Annotated in this window: 16 protein-coding genes and 3 tRNA genes; 7 read left to right on the top strand and 12 right to left on the bottom strand. The window is 68.9% G+C overall.

Going from position 1 to position 15,856, the window contains the following annotated elements:
- Nucleotides 1-3: 3 nt before the first annotated feature.
- The 4 genes from C6P64_RS03770 to rph form a co-directional block, all read right to left on the bottom strand.
- Entirely contained in the window at nt 4-2,637 is a 2,634-nt protein-coding gene (locus C6P64_RS03770; RefSeq protein WP_105747260.1) for a DUF349 domain-containing protein, read from the bottom strand.
- 100 nt (nt 2,638-2,737) lie between these two features.
- Nucleotides 2,738-3,937: a radical SAM family heme chaperone HemW gene (gene hemW / locus C6P64_RS03765; protein ID WP_105747259.1), complete on the bottom strand. Its 1,200-nt coding sequence runs from the start codon at nt 3,935-3,937 to the stop codon at nt 2,738-2,740.
- A complete protein-coding gene (rdgB, locus tag C6P64_RS03760; protein WP_105747258.1) occupies nt 3,934-4,557 on the bottom strand; it encodes an RdgB/HAM1 family non-canonical purine NTP pyrophosphatase in 624 nt (207 codons plus the stop codon). The genes hemW and rdgB overlap by 4 nt, the downstream gene beginning before the upstream one ends.
- 10 nt (nt 4,558-4,567) lie before the next feature.
- Complete coding sequence (gene rph, locus C6P64_RS03755) at nt 4,568-5,326, bottom strand: ribonuclease PH (RefSeq protein ID WP_105747257.1); 759 nt, start codon at nt 5,324-5,326, stop codon at nt 4,568-4,570.
- Between the two features lie 130 nt (nt 5,327-5,456).
- Between rph and C6P64_RS03750 the strand changes: the two genes are divergently transcribed.
- From C6P64_RS03750 to C6P64_RS03735, 4 genes are all read left to right on the top strand, one after another.
- On the top strand, nt 5,457-6,365 hold the full coding sequence (locus C6P64_RS03750) for a YicC/YloC family endoribonuclease (RefSeq protein ID WP_105747256.1): 909 nt from the start codon (nt 5,457-5,459) through the stop codon (nt 6,363-6,365).
- Between the two features lie 11 nt (nt 6,366-6,376).
- Nucleotides 6,377-6,997, top strand: coding sequence for a guanylate kinase (gene gmk / locus C6P64_RS03745; protein ID WP_105747417.1), 621 nt, complete (start codon nt 6,377-6,379; stop codon nt 6,995-6,997).
- A gap of 32 nt (nt 6,998-7,029) precedes the next feature.
- Nucleotides 7,030-7,233, top strand: coding sequence for a DNA-directed RNA polymerase subunit omega (rpoZ, locus tag C6P64_RS03740; RefSeq protein WP_105747255.1), 204 nt, complete (start codon nt 7,030-7,032; stop codon nt 7,231-7,233).
- 121 nt (nt 7,234-7,354) lie between these two features.
- Nucleotides 7,355-9,616 (top strand): RelA/SpoT family protein, encoded by a 2,262-nt coding sequence (locus C6P64_RS03735; protein ID WP_105747254.1) that lies wholly within the window; start codon nt 7,355-7,357, stop codon nt 9,614-9,616.
- 54 nt (nt 9,617-9,670) lie between these two features.
- Here C6P64_RS03735 and greB read toward each other — a convergent pair whose 3' ends face one another.
- The 4 genes from greB to C6P64_RS03715 all read right to left on the bottom strand — a co-directional run bounded on the left by greB (nt 9,671) and on the right by C6P64_RS03715 (nt 10,673).
- The gene (gene greB / locus C6P64_RS03730; RefSeq protein WP_105747253.1) at nt 9,671-10,231 is read right to left on the bottom strand and encodes a transcription elongation factor GreB; all 561 of its coding nucleotides are present in this window, start codon (nt 10,229-10,231) and stop codon (nt 9,671-9,673) included.
- Nucleotides 10,232-10,288: 57 nt separating this feature from the next.
- A tRNA-Arg gene (locus C6P64_RS03725) sits at nt 10,289-10,365 on the bottom strand.
- 77 nt (nt 10,366-10,442) lie between these two features.
- A tRNA-Arg gene (locus tag C6P64_RS03720) sits at nt 10,443-10,519 on the bottom strand.
- 77 nt (nt 10,520-10,596) lie between these two features.
- Nucleotides 10,597-10,673 (bottom strand) — tRNA-Arg (locus C6P64_RS03715).
- Between the two features lie 180 nt (nt 10,674-10,853).
- Between C6P64_RS03715 and C6P64_RS03710 the strand changes: the two genes are divergently transcribed.
- The gene (locus tag C6P64_RS03710) at nt 10,854-11,870 is read left to right on the top strand and encodes a Fe(3+) ABC transporter substrate-binding protein (RefSeq protein ID WP_105747252.1); all 1,017 of its coding nucleotides are present in this window, start codon (nt 10,854-10,856) and stop codon (nt 11,868-11,870) included.
- 15 nt (nt 11,871-11,885) lie between these two features.
- On the opposite strand, the gene C6P64_RS03705 is transcribed toward C6P64_RS03710, so the two are convergent.
- Nucleotides 11,886-12,449 carry a Spy/CpxP family protein refolding chaperone gene (locus C6P64_RS03705; protein ID WP_105747251.1) on the bottom strand — a complete coding sequence of 188 codons (564 nt, stop codon included), beginning with the start codon at nt 12,447-12,449 and terminating at the stop codon, nt 11,886-11,888.
- Nucleotides 12,450-12,574: 125 nt separating this feature from the next.
- Here C6P64_RS03705 and C6P64_RS03700 point away from each other — a divergent pair, with 125 nt between their 5' ends.
- Both C6P64_RS03700 and C6P64_RS03695 read left to right on the top strand, forming a co-directional pair.
- The gene (locus C6P64_RS03700; protein ID WP_105747250.1) at nt 12,575-13,294 is read left to right on the top strand and encodes a response regulator transcription factor; all 720 of its coding nucleotides are present in this window, start codon (nt 12,575-12,577) and stop codon (nt 13,292-13,294) included.
- On the top strand, nt 13,291-14,457 hold the full coding sequence (locus tag C6P64_RS03695; RefSeq protein WP_105747249.1) for a HAMP domain-containing sensor histidine kinase: 1,167 nt from the start codon (nt 13,291-13,293) through the stop codon (nt 14,455-14,457). Before C6P64_RS03700 ends, C6P64_RS03695 begins: the two co-directional genes overlap by 4 nt.
- 27 nt (nt 14,458-14,484) lie before the next feature.
- Here the strand turns inward: C6P64_RS03695 and hemP are convergent, their stop codons facing one another.
- From hemP to C6P64_RS03680, 3 genes are read right to left on the bottom strand one after another with little or no spacing between them, the layout of a single operon-like run.
- The gene (gene hemP / locus C6P64_RS03690) at nt 14,485-14,736 is read right to left on the bottom strand and encodes a hemin uptake protein HemP (RefSeq protein ID WP_105747248.1); all 252 of its coding nucleotides are present in this window, start codon (nt 14,734-14,736) and stop codon (nt 14,485-14,487) included.
- Nucleotides 14,733-15,143, bottom strand: coding sequence for an ExbD/TolR family protein (locus C6P64_RS03685; protein WP_105747247.1), 411 nt, complete (start codon nt 15,141-15,143; stop codon nt 14,733-14,735). Before C6P64_RS03685 ends, hemP begins: the two co-directional genes overlap by 4 nt.
- A gap of 10 nt (nt 15,144-15,153) precedes the next feature.
- On the bottom strand, nt 15,154-15,852 hold the full coding sequence (locus C6P64_RS03680; RefSeq protein ID WP_105747246.1) for a MotA/TolQ/ExbB proton channel family protein: 699 nt from the start codon (nt 15,850-15,852) through the stop codon (nt 15,154-15,156).
- Nucleotides 15,853-15,856: the final 4 nt, after the last annotated feature.

The raw sequence follows: 15,856 nt of genomic DNA, 5'->3' as shown, positions 1-15,856 counted from the left end.
CGCTTACTTGCGCAGCAGCGACTTGAGCGCTGCCTGCAGGCGACGCGCCTGGGCCGCGTCATAGCCCGAGGCCAGCACCTGGGCCACGTCCTGGGCCCAGGTCTGGGCCGGCGCCGGGTCGTTGCGGCGGGTCAGCAGCTTGAGCTGCAGCGCGCGACGCGCGTCGAGCTGCTCGGCCGGGGTCGGTACCTCGGCGGCCATCTCCAGGCGCAGCAGGCTCTCGGTGGCGGCAGCGGTCGGTGCCTTGCCCAGGGCCTGGACCCAGGCCGCGCGGGCATTGCCGACCCGGCCACCCAGGGCCTGGGCCGCAGGCAGGGCAGCTGCATCGCGCTGCTCCCAGGCGCCCAGCAGCTGGGTCAGCACCTCGCCATGGGCTTGCGCGGCGAGCTTGCGCAGCGCGGCCTCGGCATGCTCGATCGCCTCGCGCTGGGCGCGGAAGGCGCTGTCGCCCAGGCGCGGACCGCGCGGCTCGAAGTCGGCACGGTCGCCGCGCTCGAAGCGACCCGGACCCTCGCGGCGGCCGTCACGGCCATCGCGGCTGCCGCGCTCGTCGCGGCCACCGGCACGCTGTCCCTTGTCGCCCGGACGGCCGACGGCCGGCTGGGCCTTGACCATGCCGGGGCGGTCGTCACCGCGCACCGCAACGATCTTGCGCGGAGCGGGCGCCGGCTTGGCCGGTGCTTGCTCGGCGGCGGCTTCGGTCGCAGCATCAGCGACGGCTTCGGCAGCCGCTTCGGCCGGCGCAGCCGGCTTGGCCTGCTCGGCGGCCACGGCAGCGGCCTGGCCGCGGATCGCGTCCTGCAGCGCCTGCATCGCGGCGCGGATCTGCTGCGCGTCGCCGCCGGCGTTGGCCGCCTCGAGCGCCTTGGCGGCCTCGAGCACGATCTTGTCATGCTCGCTGACGGCCGAGGCCGACTTGCTGCGCTCGGAGCCCTTGCGCTCGAAGGCCTCGTCGATCGGCTGGCGGAAGGCCTCCCACAGCTTCTGCTCCTGCTTGCGCTCGAGCGGCACGGCATGGGCTTCCTGCTGCCAGCGCTGCTGCAGCGCCTTGACCGCGTCGATGCGCAGGGTCGGGGCGGCGCCCAGCTGCTTGGCTTCGTCGATCAGCGCATGGCGGCGTGCCACGCTCTCTTGCTGCGCCGCTTCGAGGCGGGCATGGGCCGCCTGCATCGCGGCCTTCCATTGCGGCTGCAGCTCGGTGTAGAGCTTCTCGCTGACATGGCCCGACTGGCGCCAGCGCTCGGAGAAGGCATGCAGCTCGCGCAGCTGGGCCTTCCAGTCGCTGTTGTCGGCATGGGCAGCGGTCCAGGCCTTGAGGTCCTCGACCATGGCCAGGCGCTGGGCGCGGCTGGCCTCGTTCTGTTCCTTGAGCTTGCCAAGCCAGGCCTCGACCAGCTTGTGCGCGGCGGTGCAGGCTTCGTCGAACTTCTTCCACAGCGCGTGGTTCGGGGCACCACCCTGGTCGGTCGCCTTCCACTGCTCGCGCAGGGTGCGCAGCGTCTCCTGGATCTTGCGCCCGCCCGGACGCTGGCCTTCGGGGGCCTGGGTCAGCGCGACTGCCTTGGCCAGCAGCTCCTCGCGCAGCTGGTCGGCGCGCTGGCGCTGGTCGCCCGCGAGCTCGCCCGCCTGCGCCAGCGCGGCCTGGACCTGGGGCTCGAGCTCGGCCGAGACATGGCGGCCATGCTCCTTGAGCGCGGCGCGCAGGGCCGAGACCAGCTTGGGCGTGGCCTTGTTGTGGCCTTCGGCCAGGTTCTGCTGCAGCGCGGCCAGCGCGGCGCCGACGGCTTCGGCCGCCTTGGCCTGCAGCTGGGCCAGATCGAGCTCGACCGCGGCGGCCGTCGCAGCAACGGCAGCGGCAGCCAGCGGGACCTCACCGCGCGCCAGGCGCAGCTCGTCGGCCCAGACCGGGACCGCGGGCAGCGGCGCCTCGGCATTCTCGGCGGCGGCGGCGGCCTGCTCGAGGGCGGCGCAGAAGGCTTCCCAGACCAGGGTCAGCTGCTGGCTTGAGGCCTCGAGCTGCTTGGGGAACTTGGGATCCAGGCTGCTCCAGGCCGGATCGGCATTGAACTGCGCGGCGGCGGCCTGCCACTGCGTGACATCGGTGCGCAGGGTCTCGAGCAGGGCCTGGGCCTCGCGCCAGGGCTTGGTCGACAGCACCTCGATGCGCTGGGCCAGCAGCAGTGCGGTCTCGCGCTCGACCTGGACCCGGTGCTGCAGGTCCTCGACCGCCTTCATGCGCTCGGCCAGCGCGGCCTTGAGGCCGGCCAGCGGCTCGCGCGACAGCGGCGCGCCGGCCTTGGCGGCATCGCGCTGCCAGGCCATCGCATTGGCCAGGTTCAGGCAGGGCTGCTCGATCAGCGCGCGCGCCTTGGCGGCCCATTCCTCGGCGATCGCCTCCTGCGCCTTGGCGCGCTTGAGCTCGTCGAGCTTTTCCTTCAAGGCCTTGGCCGCGCCCTTGTCGCGGTGCGAGAGCTCGCGGTAGACCTCGGCCATCTGGTCGACCGAAGGATCGGTCGCCAGCCACTCGCGCAGGCGGGCGGCGCGCTCGCCCGAGGTCGGCGCGGTGAAGGCTCCGCCCGTGAGGGCGTCGAGTTGCGAGAGGTCGGCGGGCTTGGAGGAAGGCTTGGAGGTATTCACGACGCGAACAGTATTCAGAAATTAGATGCGCGGGACGGCTTCGCCCCGGCATGGGTCATGCGCTATTGTCGCCTGTCTTTGCCAGGCGGGGAAAGCCGCGTCAGCGACCGGGGTCCGGCAAGAACAGTTCCTGCAGGTCGCTCAGGAAATCGAAGCCGCGCTCGGTCGGGCGCAAGCTGGCCGGATCGCGGGTGATCCAGCCCTTGGCCTCGGCCTGCTGCAGCGCCGGCATGATGCGGCTCAGCGGCAGTCCGGTGCGCTCGGCAAACAGCGCCAGCGGGAAGCCCTCGCGCAGCCGCAGCGCATTGAGCATGAACTCGAACGGCAGCTCGGCCGGCGCGACCTCCTCCTCGCTCGCCATGGGCTGGCCCTTCAAGGCGTTGTCCATGTAGAGCTGCGGGTCGCGCCAGCGCACCTGGCGCAGCACGCGGTGCGCGAAGCTGAGCTTGCCATGGGCCCCGGCACCGATGCCGAGGTAGTCGCCGAACTGCCAGTAGTTCCAGTTGTGGAAGCAGCGATGGCCGGCGCGCGCATAGGCCGAGACCTCGTAGCGCGACAGCCCGGCCAGGCCGGTGCGCTCGGTGATGCGGTCGAGCATCTCGTAGGCCAGGTCCTCGTCCGGCAAGGCGGGCGGGAACTTGGCGAAATAGGTGTTGGGCTCGAGCGTCAGGTGGTAGACCGACAGGTGCGGCGGATTGAAGCCGAGCGCGATGTCGAGATCCCGGTCCAGGTCGGCCAGGGTCTGGCCCGGCAGCGCATACATCAGGTCGATGTTGAAGGTCTCGAAATGACGCGCGGCCTCGTCCAGCGCGGCCCGGGCCTGGTCGGCGCTGTGGACCCGGCCCAGCGCCTGCAGGAAGCGGTCGTCGAAGCTCTGCACGCCCACGCTCAGGCGCGTGACGCCGGCCTCGCGGAAGGCCTTGAAGCGGTCTTTCTCGAAGGTGCCGGGATTGGCCTCGAGCGTGATCTCGGTGTCGGCCTCGAGCCGCAGCAGCGCGCGCACGTCTGACAGCAGCCGGTCGATGGCGTCGGGCGAGAACAGGCTGGGCGTGCCGCCGCCGATGAAGACGCTGTGCACGCTGCGGCCCCAGACCAGCGGCAAGCTGGATTCCAGGTCGGCGCGCAAGGCATCGAGGTAGCGCTGCTCGGGAAAATCGCGCTGCGCCGACTCATGCGAGTTGAAGTCGCAATAGGGGCATTTCTTCAGGCACCAAGGCAGGTGGATATAGAGCGACAACGGCGGCAAGGCCGACAGCTGCAGCTGGCCCGGGCGGTGCAGCTGGATGACAGATTGGTTCATGCGGCAGCGTCCGGATACCAGCGCTCGCGCATCAGCGCCAACATGGCGCGCGCGGCGCGGCCGCGATGGCTGTTGGCGTTCTTGACCTCGTGGCTCAGCTGGGCAAAGGTCTGGCCGAACTCGGGGATGTACATCACCGGATCGAAGCCGAAGCCGTTCTCGCCCACCGGTTGCTCGGTGATCAGGCCGGCGACGCGGCCGCTCGCCACCAGCGGCTCGGGGTCGTCGGCGCTGCGCACCGCGACCAGGGTGCTGACCATGGCGGCGCGCCGGTTGGCCTGGCCCTGCAGCTGCTCGAGCAGCGCGCGCACATTGTTGGCGTCGCTCTTGGCGTAGCCGAACTGGGTGCAGTAGTAGGCGGTGTCGACCCCCGGCAGGCCGCCGAAGGCGTCGACGCAGAGGCCCGCGTCGTCGGCCATCGCGGGCAGGCCGCTCAAGCGCGCCGCATGGCGCGCCTTGGCCAGCGCGTTCTCGATGAAGGTGCGATGCGGCTCAGGCGCCTCGGGAATGTTGAGCTCGCCCTGGCGGATCAGCTCGACCCCGAGCGACCCGAACATGTCCTGCAACTCGGCCAGCTTGCCGGCATTGTTAGACGCCAGCACCAGTTTCCTGCCTGTCATGTCCGCCTCCTCAGATCACGTCGGCGCCGGCCAGCGCGGCCTGCTGCAGCACGATCAGCTCAGCTATGCCCTGCTCGGCCAGCAGCAGCAGCTGGTTCATTTCAGTCCGGCTGAAGGGCTGGCCCTCAGCCGTGCCCTGGACCTCGACGTAATGGCCGGCGCCGGTCATGACCACGTTCATGTCGGTGTCGCAGCCGGAATCCTCCAGGTAGTCGAGATCGAGCACCGGCTGGCCCTTGACGATGCCGACCGAGACCGCCGCCACCGGGTGCAGCAGCGGGCTGACGGTGATCTTGCCCTCGGCGAGCAACTGGTGCACCGCGTCCTGCGCCGCGACGAAGGCGCCCGTGATGGCGGCGGTGCGGGTGCCGCCATCGGCCTGCAGCACGTCGCAGTCGAGCGTGATGGTGCGCTCGCCGAGCGCCTTGAGGTCGAACACCGCACGCAGCGAGCGGCCGATCAGGCGCTGGATCTCCTGGGTGCGGCCGCTCTGCTTGCCCTTGGCGGCCTCGCGGCTGCTGCGGCTGTGGGTCGCGCGTGGCAACATGCCGTACTCGGCCGTGACCCAGCCCTCGCCGCTGCCCTTCTGGTGCGGCGGCACCTTCTCCTCGACCGAGGCGGTGCAGAGCACCTTGGTGTTGCCGAACTCGACCAGCACCGAGCCCTCGGCATGCATGGTGTAGTGACGGGTGATGCGCACCGGGCGCAGGGCATCGGGGCGGCGGCCATCGGCGCGCAGCACCGTGGCGGTCAGGGTCGGGTCGGTCATGGGGGAGGTCTTGGACAATGAATGGGGCAGGAGGATAGCCGCCCTGACGCCTGTCGCGCGGGAGCGACCCTGGTCTTTGACATAATCGCAGTCTATGCAACGCCGTTGCGTCCCGACTGCGAGAATTGAAATGCCAGTTTACAGCATGACCGGCTATGCCACGGCCCAGAGCCAGCCCGCCGACACCGACCTCCCCACCCCCGCAGCCTCGGCCATGCTCGGCATGGAAATACGCTCGGTCAACAGCCGCTTCCTCGACTTCAGCCTGCGCCTGTCCGACGAGCTGCGCCCGGCCGAGCCCGCGCTGCGCGAGCTGATCGGCGCGCGCATCAAGCGCGGCAAGGTCGAGCTGCGCGCCTGGATCGAGGGCCGCGGCGACCATGGCCTGCGCCAGCCCGGCATGGCCGAGCTGCAAAAGCTCATCAGCGTGCAGGACCAGGTACTGAGCTGGATGCCGCAATCGCGCCCGCTGTCGGTAGCCGAGGTGCTGGCCGCGCTGGGCCGCGGCACGCCGGCGCCGACCGGCCTGACCGATGCGCTGCTGGCGCTGGCGCGCCAGGCCGTGGAGGAATTCACCGCCTCGCGCGAGCGCGAAGGCGCCAAGCTCAGCGCCATGCTGCTCGACCGCACGGCGCAGCTGCGCGCGCTGGCCTCCCAGGCCCAGCCGCTGGTGCCGCAGCTGGTCGAGCTGCAGCGCCAGCGCTTCCTCGAGCGCTGGAACGAGGCGCTCGGCGCGGCCCAGACCGACGCCGCGGCCCAGGCCGCGCAGGAGCGCGCGCTGTCCGAAGCCACCGCGTTTGCGATCCGCATCGACGTGGCCGAGGAACTGACCCGGCTGCAGGCCCATCTCGACGAGATCGAGCGCCTGATCGGCAAGGGCGGCGAGGTCGGCAAGCGGCTCGACTTCTTCATCCAGGAACTGCACCGCGAGGCCAACACCCTGGGCAGCAAGTCGTCCAGCTTGGAGCTGACCAAGATCTCGGTCGACATGAAGGTCATGATCGAGCAGATGCGCGAACAGGTACAGAACCTCGAATGAAGCAGAACAAGATGGATTACCCTGGCAACCTCTACGTCGTCGCAGCCCCGAGCGGCACCGGCAAGTCCAGCCTGGTCAAGGCCCTGCTGGAAGTCGACTCGCGCATGGAGCTGTCCGTGTCGCACACCACCCGCGCCCCGCGCGGCCAGGAAGTGCACGGCCGCGAGTACTACTTCACCAGCCAGGAGGAATTCGACCGCATGGTCGAGGCCAACGCCTTCGTCGAGTGGGCCCAGGTCCATGGCAACCGCTACGGCACCTCGCGCAAGACGATCGAGGACAAGATCGCGGCCGGCGCCGACATCGTGCTCGAGATCGACTTCCAGGGTGCGGTCCAGATCAAGCAGCAGTTCCCCAACGCGGTGCTGATCTTCATCCTGCCGCCGAGCTGGCCCGAGCTGCGCGCGCGCCTGATGCGCCGCAACGAGGACTCCGAAGCGACGATCGAGCTGCGCATGAAGAACGCCGCCGAGGAGGTCGCGCAGGTCGACAAGTTCGATTTCGTTATAATCAACGAATTGTTCGAGCGCGCGCTTTTCGACCTGAAAGCCATTGCGCACGCGCAGCGGCTCAAGGTGGCCGCCCAGCGTCGCGCCCGCGCCGAGACCTTCCGCGCTCTCGATATCCCCTAATCCCACGGCCTAGCGCCGCACCGGAGCCCGTCATGGCACGCATCACCGTTGAAGACTGTCTGGAAAAGATCCCCAATCGCTTTCAGCTCGTGCTGGCCGCAACCTACCGCGCCCGCATGCTGCACCAGGGCCACAGCGCCCGGGTCGAGACCAAGAACAAGCCCTGCGTGACCGCCCTGCGCGAGATCGCAGACGGCAAGGTCGGCCTCGAGATGCTCAAGAAAGTTCCGATCTGAACCTCAGATCCTCCAGCAAGAAGGCACCGCAAACGCGGTGCCTTCTCGTTTTGTGTGGCCCGAATCCGACTGCCATGACCGCTTCCACGTCAATTTGCCGTATTCAGGCTAAAGTAAAGGCATGAATCAGGACGCGACCTTGACAACTTCCCTGAGCCCGGCGCAAGCGGCGGCACGGGCGTCCGCCGCCAGTTTTGCCGCCCTGGAAGCCAACCTGGACTACCTGGGTGCCAGCGACATCGAGCTGGTGCGTCGCGCCTACCGCCTGGCCGACGAGGCACATCTGGGCCAGATGCGCAAGAATGGCGACCCCTACATCACGCACCCGATCGCGGTGGCGCAGATCTGCACCGAGTGGAAGCTCGACGCGCAGGCGCTGTCGGCCGCCTTGATGCACGACGTGATGGAGGACTGCGGCATCGGCAAGGCCGACCTGATCGAGCGCTTCGGCACCCCGGTGGCCGAGCTGGTCGACGGCCTGACCAAGCTCGAGAAGCTCGAGTTCCACTCGCGCGAGCACAACCAGGCCGAATCCTTCCGCAAGATGCTGCTGGCGATGGCGCGCGACGTGCGCGTGATCCTGATCAAGCTGGCCGACCGCACCCACAACATGCGCACCATGGGCGACATGCCGCGCAGCAAATGGGGCCGGATCTCGTCCGAGACGCTGGAGATCTACGCACCGATCGCGCACCGGCTCGGCCTCAACCACAGCTACCGCGAACTGCAGGATCTGGCCTTCAAGCACCTCTATCCCTGGCGCTACGAGATCCTGAGCAAGGCGCTCGCCAAGTCGCGCAACCGGCGCAAGGACCTGATCGCCAAGGTGCAGGCCGAGGTCGAGACCGCCTTCGACCAGCATGGCATGGAGCCGCGCATCCGCGGCCGGCAGAAGACGCTGTTCTCGATCTACCGCAAGATGCAGCTCAAGCACCTGTCGTTCGCGCAGGTGACCGACATCTACGGCTTTCGCATCGTGCTGCCCGAGCTGATGAACTGCTACACCGCCCTGGGCGTGCTGCACCAGCTCTACAAGCCGCTGCCGGGCAAGTTCCGCGACTACATCGCGATCCCGAAGGCCAACGGCTACCAGTCGCTGCACACGACGCTGGTCGGCCCGTTCGGCACCAACATCGAGTTCCAGCTGCGCACCGAGCCGATGGACGTGGTGGCCGAGTCGGGCGTGGCCGCGCACTGGCTCTACAAGGCCAGCGAGCCCGACAGCGCCGCCGCCAAGGACCTCAGCACGCAATGGCTGCAGTCCCTGCTCGACATCCAGCAGGAGACCCATGACGCGGCCGAGTTCTGGGACCATGTCAAGATCGACCTGTTCCCGGAGGCGGTCTATGTCTTCACGCCCAAGGGCCGCATCATGGCGATGCCGCGCGGCGCGACCGTGGTCGACTTCGCCTACGCGATCCACACCGACATCGGCTCGCACGCGATCGGCGCCACGGTCAACCGCGAGCAGAGCCCGCTGCACACCGAGCTAAAGAACGGCGACGTGGTCGAGATCGCGACCTCGCAGCATGCCAAGCCGAACCCGGTCTGGCTGAGCTTCGTGCGCACCGGCCGCGCGCGCTCCAAGATCCGCCACCACCTCAAGACGCTCGAGCTCAAGGAGTCGCGCGAGCTCGGCGAGCGGCTGCTGCTGCAGTCGCTGCGCGCCGAAGGCATCGCCAGCCTGCCCGCGGTCAGCGGACCGACCCAGGGCCTGTGGGACAAGCTGCTGCGCTTCACCGGCAACAAGAACCGCGACGAGCTGCTGGCCGACATCGGGCTGGGCAAGCGCATCGCGACCATGGTCGCGATCAAGCTCGCCGCCCTGCTCAACGAGGCCGGCCAGAAGCCCGACGTGCTGCTGATGACCCAGGAGCGCTACGCCGGCGGCCACGACAAGCTCAGCCAGGGCGTGCTCGCGCTCGACGGCAGCGAGGGCGCCTCGGTGCGCTACGCCACCTGCTGCCATCCGATCCCGGGCGACGCCATCGTCGGCTACCTGGGACGCGGCGAAGGCCTGGTGGTGCATACCGACGACTGCCCGGTGATCCAGAAGCAGCTGCTGCGCGACAGCGAACGCTTCACCGCGGTCGAATGGTCGGACGAGCCGGTGCGCACCTTCGAGACCTGCCTGATCGTGACGCTCAACAACGTCAAGGGCGCACTGGCCAAGGTCGCCGCCGCCCTCGCCGCCGCCGAGGCCGACATCACCCATCTGCAGATGAGCGAGGAGTCGGTGCAGTCCGCGCTCGACATCCGCTTCACGATCGCGGTACGCGACCGGGTGCACCTCGCGCATGTGCTGCGCAGCTTGAAGCGCACGCCGACCGTGATGCGGGTGCTGCGCGAGGACCCGGGCCGCGCCGCGCCGCACAACCCGTGAGGCAACGCGACGGCCAGACCAGCCGTCGGACCAGGCGCCGGGCGCCGGCCGGACTCAGGCCACCGGCGCCGGGTAGCTGACTTCCAGGATCTCCAGCGTCTCCCAGCCGGCGGGCGTGCGCAGGCGCACCTCGTCGCCGACACGCGCCTTCAGCAGGGCCTGCGCCACCGGCGAGATCCAGCTGACCTGGCCCTGCGCGCTGTCAACCTCGTCGATGCCCATGATGGTCACGGTGGTCTCGCTGCCATCCTCGCGCGCATAGGTCACGGTGGCGCCAAAATAGACCTGCTCGTTGCCATGGTGCAGCGAAGGGTCGACCACCAGCGCGATATCGAGCCGCCGGGTCAGGAAGCGGATGCGGCGGTCGATCTCGCGCAGCCGCTTCTTGCCGTAGAGGTAGTCGCCGTTTTCCGAGCGGTCGCCGTTGCTGGCCGCCCAGTGCACGATCTCGACCATCTTCGGCCGCTCGACGTCGAGCAGCTGCAGCAGCTCGGCGCGCAGCCGGTCGTGGCCGGCGCGGGTGATGTAGTTCTTGCCGCCTGCCGGCAGCTTGGGCGCACCGAGATCCTCGTCGTCGTCCTCGGCATCGGTCTCGCGGGTGAAGGCTTTGCTCATGGGAAAAGTCTAAGGGCGAAAAAAAACCTGCAGCATTTCTGTTGCAGGTTTTTTCATTGGTGCGGCTGGCAGGATTCGAACCCACGACCCCTTGGTTCGTAGCCAAGTACTCTATCCAACTGAGCTACAGCCGCTAAACCGTAGTCCGCCTCGCGACGGATGAAACTCTCACGCTGAAGGCGTCACCGTTGGCGCGACGTCTTCCGAAACATGGTGCGGCTGGCAGGATTCGAACCCACGACCCCTTGGTTCGTAGCCAAGTACTCTATCCAACTGAGCTACAGCCGCTAAACCGTAGTCCGCCTTGCGACGGATGAAACTTTCACGCTGAAGGCGTCACCGTTGGCGCGACGTCTTCCGAAATATGGTGCGGCTGGCAGGATTCGAACCCACGACCCCTTGGTTCGTAGCCAAGTACTCTATCCAACTGAGCTACAGCCGCTGAAAACGCAAGTATAGCAGGATTTCCGGGGCTTGCCGGCTTTTTTGCCGGCAGCACGCAAAAGTCCCAACAATCACAGCAATACCCGGAGCAGCAATACGGTTGATAATCAGTCTCATTTACAATCAAGCGGCAGATTCCTAGAATCGCTCATCCACTGACCTCGACCCGGAGCCTCACATGTCTTTCCGCATCCCCCTGCTCTCCCTGCTGCTGGCCGGCACCGCCCTGGGCGCCCAGGCCGCCGAACCGGTGCTCAACCTCTACTCGGCGCGCCACTACCAGACCGACGAGGCGCTGTACAGCGACTTCACCAAGCAGACCGGCATCAAGATCAACCGGATCGAGGGCAAGGAGGAGGAACTGCTCGAGCGCATCAAGAACGAGGGAGCGAACAGCCCGGCCGACGTGCTGCTGACCGTCGATGCGGCGCGACTGGCGCAGGCGCATGACCTGGGCCTGTTCGCGCCGGTCAAGTCCAAGCTGCTCGAGAGCCGGATCCCGGCCTATCTGCGCACCGACGACTGGTTCTCGTTCTCGACCCGGGCCCGCCTGATCGTCTACAACAAGCTCGACGTCAAGCCCGAGCAGGTGCGCAATTATGCCGACCTGGCGCAGCCGGCGCTCAAGGGCAAGTTCTGCTCGCGCTCGGGCTCGCACCCCTACAACATCTCGCTGCTGGCCTCGGTGATCTCGCACGAGGGCGAACCGAAGGCCGAGCAATGGGCCAAGGGCCTGGTGGCCAACTTCGCGCGCGCGCCCAAGGGCGGCGACACCGACCAGATCAAGGCGGTGGCAGCCGGCGAATGCGGCGTCACGATCGCCAACTCGTATTACGTCGCGCGCCTGATGCGCTCGACCGATCCGGCCGACCGCAAGGTGATGGAGAGCGTGGGCGTGATCGCGCCGGACCAGAAGGGCAACGGCACCCATGTCAACGTCTCGGGCGGCGGCATGCTCAAGCATGCGCCGAATCCGCAGGCCGCCGTCAAGTTCCTCGAGTACCTGGCCAGCGACCAGGCCCAACGTTACCTGGCCGACGGCAACAACGAATGGCCGGTAGTCGCCAGCGTCAAGACCACCAACCCGGCGCTGAAGGCGCTGGGCGCCTTCAAGGTCGACCAGCTGCCGATCGGCCAGCTCGCGATGTACCGCACCAAGGCGCAGATGGTGTTCGACCGCGCCGGCTTCCGCTGAAGCCGGACCGGGGCCTCAGCGCGGCTGGGGCCGCGGGCCCTTGCCGTCCATCGGGCGGCCAGCGGCCTGGCGCTCGTCGAGCTGCTTGAGCTGTTCGGGCGTCAGCAGCGCGCGCAGCTGGGACTGGAACTGGGCGCGCTGGAACAGGTGCTGGGCCATCTGCTGGCCCTGCTCGTCGGCCAGGGCACGGGCCTTGGCGGCATCGAAGCTGGGCGCGCGTGACAGCTGGTCGAGCTGCTCGTGGCGAGCTCGGCTCTGGCCCATCTGCTCCTGCATCGTCTTGGCCTGGGCCTGCATCAGTTCCTTAACCTTGTCGCGCTGGGCGTCGCTGAGCTGGAGCGACTGCAGCATCCTGGGCGACAGGCCGCCCATGTGTCCTCCCATATGACCGCCCATGGGACCATGGCCCATGCGACCGCCGTGGTGACCTTCGGCACCGGCCATGCCGTACATGGCGCCACCGTGGCGGCCCTGCGGGTCGCAGCCTTCGCCGGCCTCCGGGGGGGCGGCCATCGCGGTCAGGCTCAGGGCGGCGAGCAAGCCGAGGGCGGTGTTGCGCAAGACAGCGGGTGATTTCATCGTGAACTCCTGTTGGTGAAAGACAGCCCATTGTTGCGGCCCGGGCAGTTAACGGGTGTTAAGCCAAAGTAAATTCGCGTAAAGAGCGCCGCAGCGGCAGGCACACGGGCCTAAGATCGGCAGCCATGCCCTTTCCCTCCCTTCCCGCCAGCCAGGCCCGGGTGCTGCTGGTCGACGACGACATCGAGCTCGCCGGCCTGCTGCGCGACTACCTCGGGCGCGACGGCTTCGCGGTCGACTGCGCCCATGACGGCGAATCCGGCGCCAGCGCCGCGGCTTCGGGCGCTTACGACATCGTGGTGCTCGATGTCACCATGCCCGGGATCAATGGCATCCAGGCGCTGAGCCGCATCCGCGCCAGCAGCCAGGTGCCGGTGCTGATGCTGACCGCGCGTGGCGACGACGCCGACCGCATCGTCGGGCTCGAGCTCGGCGCCGACGACTATGTGCCCAAGCCCTGCACCCCGCGCGAGCTGGCGGCGCGGCTACGCGCCATCCTGAAGCGGGTGCAGGCCGGCAAGGGCGCGGGCATCGAGTCCGCGCAGGAGCTGCGGGTCGGTGCGCTGCAGCTCTGGCCCGGCAGGCGGCGCGCCGCCTGGAACGGCCAGGCGCTCGAGCTGACCAGCACCGAGTTCAGCCTGCTCGAACTGCTGGCACGCCATGCCGGCCAGCCAGTCAGCAAGGACCGGCTGTCGCAGGAAGCGCTCGGGCGGCCGCTGACACGCTTCGACCGCAGCATCGATGTCCACATCAGCGGCATCCGGCAGAAGCTCGGCCCGCTGCCCGACGGCCGCTCGCCGATCGAGACCGTGATCCGCCAGGGCTATATGCTGGTGCTGCCATGACGGGAAAAAGTACCGGCCGCCTGTTCTGGAAGTTCTTCTTCGCCTTCTGGAGCGCCCAGCTGCTGACCTCGGCCGGGGTCGGAGCGGCAGTCTGGATGCTGCGCGGCGACCGGCCGGCGCAGCACTGGCAGGCGCCCGGCATGGGGATGCCGGCAGCGCCCGGCTGGCGCGGGCCGGCCGAGCTGCGTCCCGGCCCGCTGCCGCCCGGCCTGCTGGCCGAACGGCCTCGACCTCGGCCCCGCCCTGGCGCCAGGACCTGGCTGCTGCGCCCGCTCTACCTGACCCTGCTGGCAGGCGGACTGGTCAGCCTGGTGTTCGCGGCCGCCCTGGCCTGGTATTTCGCGCGCCCGATCCGCAGCCTGCGGCAGGCTTTCGACCAGGCCGCCAACGGCCAGCTCGGGACCCGAGTCGGTCCCCGGCTGGCGGGCCGGCGCGACGAGCTGGCCGACCTGGGGCGCGACTTCGACCGCATGGCGGGCCAGCTGCAGCAGCTGCTGGAGGGCCAGCGCCGGCTGCTGCACGATGTCTCGCACGAGCTGCGCTCGCCGCTGGCGCGGCTGCAGGCGGCTACCGACCTGCTGGCCCAGCAGCCCGAGCGCGCGGCCGAATTCATCGAGCGGATCGAGCGCGAGAGCGGGCGCATGGACCGGCTGGTCGGCGAACTGCTGACGCTAGCGCGGCTCGATGCCGACATCGCGCCGCGCCAGCGCGAGCGGGTCGATCTGGCCGAACTGGTGGCCAACGTGGCCGAGGATGCAGCCTTCGAAGGCCAGCAGCGCGGCTGCCGGATCGTGACCGAGGGCGACAGTGGCGCGGTCCTGCATGGCGACCGCGAGCTGCTGCACCGCGCGCTGGAGAACGTGGTGCGCAATGCGCTGCGGCATTCGCCCGATGGTGGCACGGTGCTCATCACGAGCCGCGCCGGGAGCCAACCCGGCTGGCTCGAGATCCGGGTCGACGACGAGGGGTCGGGCGTTCCCGAGGCCGAGCTCGAGCAGATCTTCGCCCCCTTCGTGCGCAGCGCGGGCGCCCAGTCCCAGGCCGGCTATGGGCTCGGGCTCGCGATCACGAGCCGGGTCATGCGCTTGCACGGCGGCCAGGCGAGCGCCGAGAACCGCGCCGGCGGCGGCCTGTCGGTGCGGCTGACGCTGCCAGCCGGCTGAAATGTCGGGCAGGGAAAGGCGGGCGACCTACTTGGTCAGGATCAGCTTGCCCTGGCGGGTCTGCTGCAGGCGGTAGATCTCGCCCTGGTGCCGGATCTGCAGCTCGCGCCGGCCCTGCAGCAGCAGCTGGCTGTCGAGCGGCAGGCTGGCTCCGGCCGGTTCGCTGACGCCAAGCTGCGCCGCCGGCAGCGGTGCGAGCGGCGGCTGCCCAGCCGGCGCGGCGGCGGCTGGCTCCGCTGCCGACAGGAGGGAGGAAGAAGGTCGAGCAGGCGCGCTCATGGCCGGGTCAGGAAGCCGATCTTGCCCAGGCCGGCGCGCTGGGCCGCGGCCATGGCCTGGGCCACCCGCTCGTAGCGCACCGCCTTGTCGCCGCTCAGGTGCAGCTCGGGCTGGGGCTGCTGGGCGGCGGCCGCAGTGAGGCGGGTCTGCAGCTCCTCGTCGCTGATCGCGGCCTCGTTCCAGTGGTACTGGCCCTGGGCGTCGATCGCGAGCCGGATGGTTTGCGGGCGCTCCTGGCTCGGCTGGGTCGCCGCCTGCGGCAGCTCGAGCTGCACCGCGTGGCGGATCACCGGCACCGTGATGATGAAGACGATCAGCAGCACCAGCATCACGTCGATCAGCGGGATCATGTTGATCTCGCTCAGGACCTCGTCCTGGCTGTCGGAGTCGAACTTGCCGAAGGCCATCCCGTCCTCCTCAGCCCTTGCGGCTCACGCTGACGCGGGCGCCGGTGACGAAATAGGCGTGCAGGTCATGGGCGAAGCGGTTGAGCTGGTGCAGCACCCCCTTGTTGCCGCGCACCAGCGCGTTGTAGCCCAGCACGGCCGGAATCGCGACCACCAGGCCGAGCGCGGTCATGATCAGTGCCTCGCCGATCGGGCCGGCGACCTGGTCTATGCTGGCCTGGCCGGCGGCACCGATGCCAAGCAGCGCATGGTAGATGCCCCAGACGGTGCCGAACAGGCCGACGAAGGGTGCGGTGGAGCCGATCGAGGCCAGCACGCTGAGGCCGGACTGCAGGCGGGCAGTGAAGTCGTCGATCGAGTTGCGCAGCGCGCGCGTGACCCATTCGCTGACGTCGAGGCTGTCGCGCAGCTGGGCCGGCGCTTCGCCGTCGAGGTGCAGCAGATGCCGGGTCGCGTCCTGGCCTTCCTGGGCCAGCAGGCGGAACGGGTTGTCGCTGCCGGGCAGCTTGTCGAGGGCGGCGGCGAAATCCTGGCTGTGCCAGAAATCATGGCTGCGGCGGGCCTGGGCCCGGTGGCGCCTGAGGTCGAGCGCCTTGACGATGATGACGGCCCAGGAGGCGACCGACATGGCCAGCAGGATCAGCGCGACGGTACGGGTGACCCAGTCGCCCTGGTTCCAGACATGCGCGAGGCCGAATTGCGTTTCCATAGAC

It is taken from the genome of Malikia granosa, assembly GCF_002980595.1.
Lineage (GTDB): Bacteria > Pseudomonadota > Gammaproteobacteria > Burkholderiales > Burkholderiaceae_C > Malikia > Malikia granosa.
Note: the sequence above shows the minus strand (reverse complement) of the source record. Positions and strands in the feature narration are given on the sequence as shown.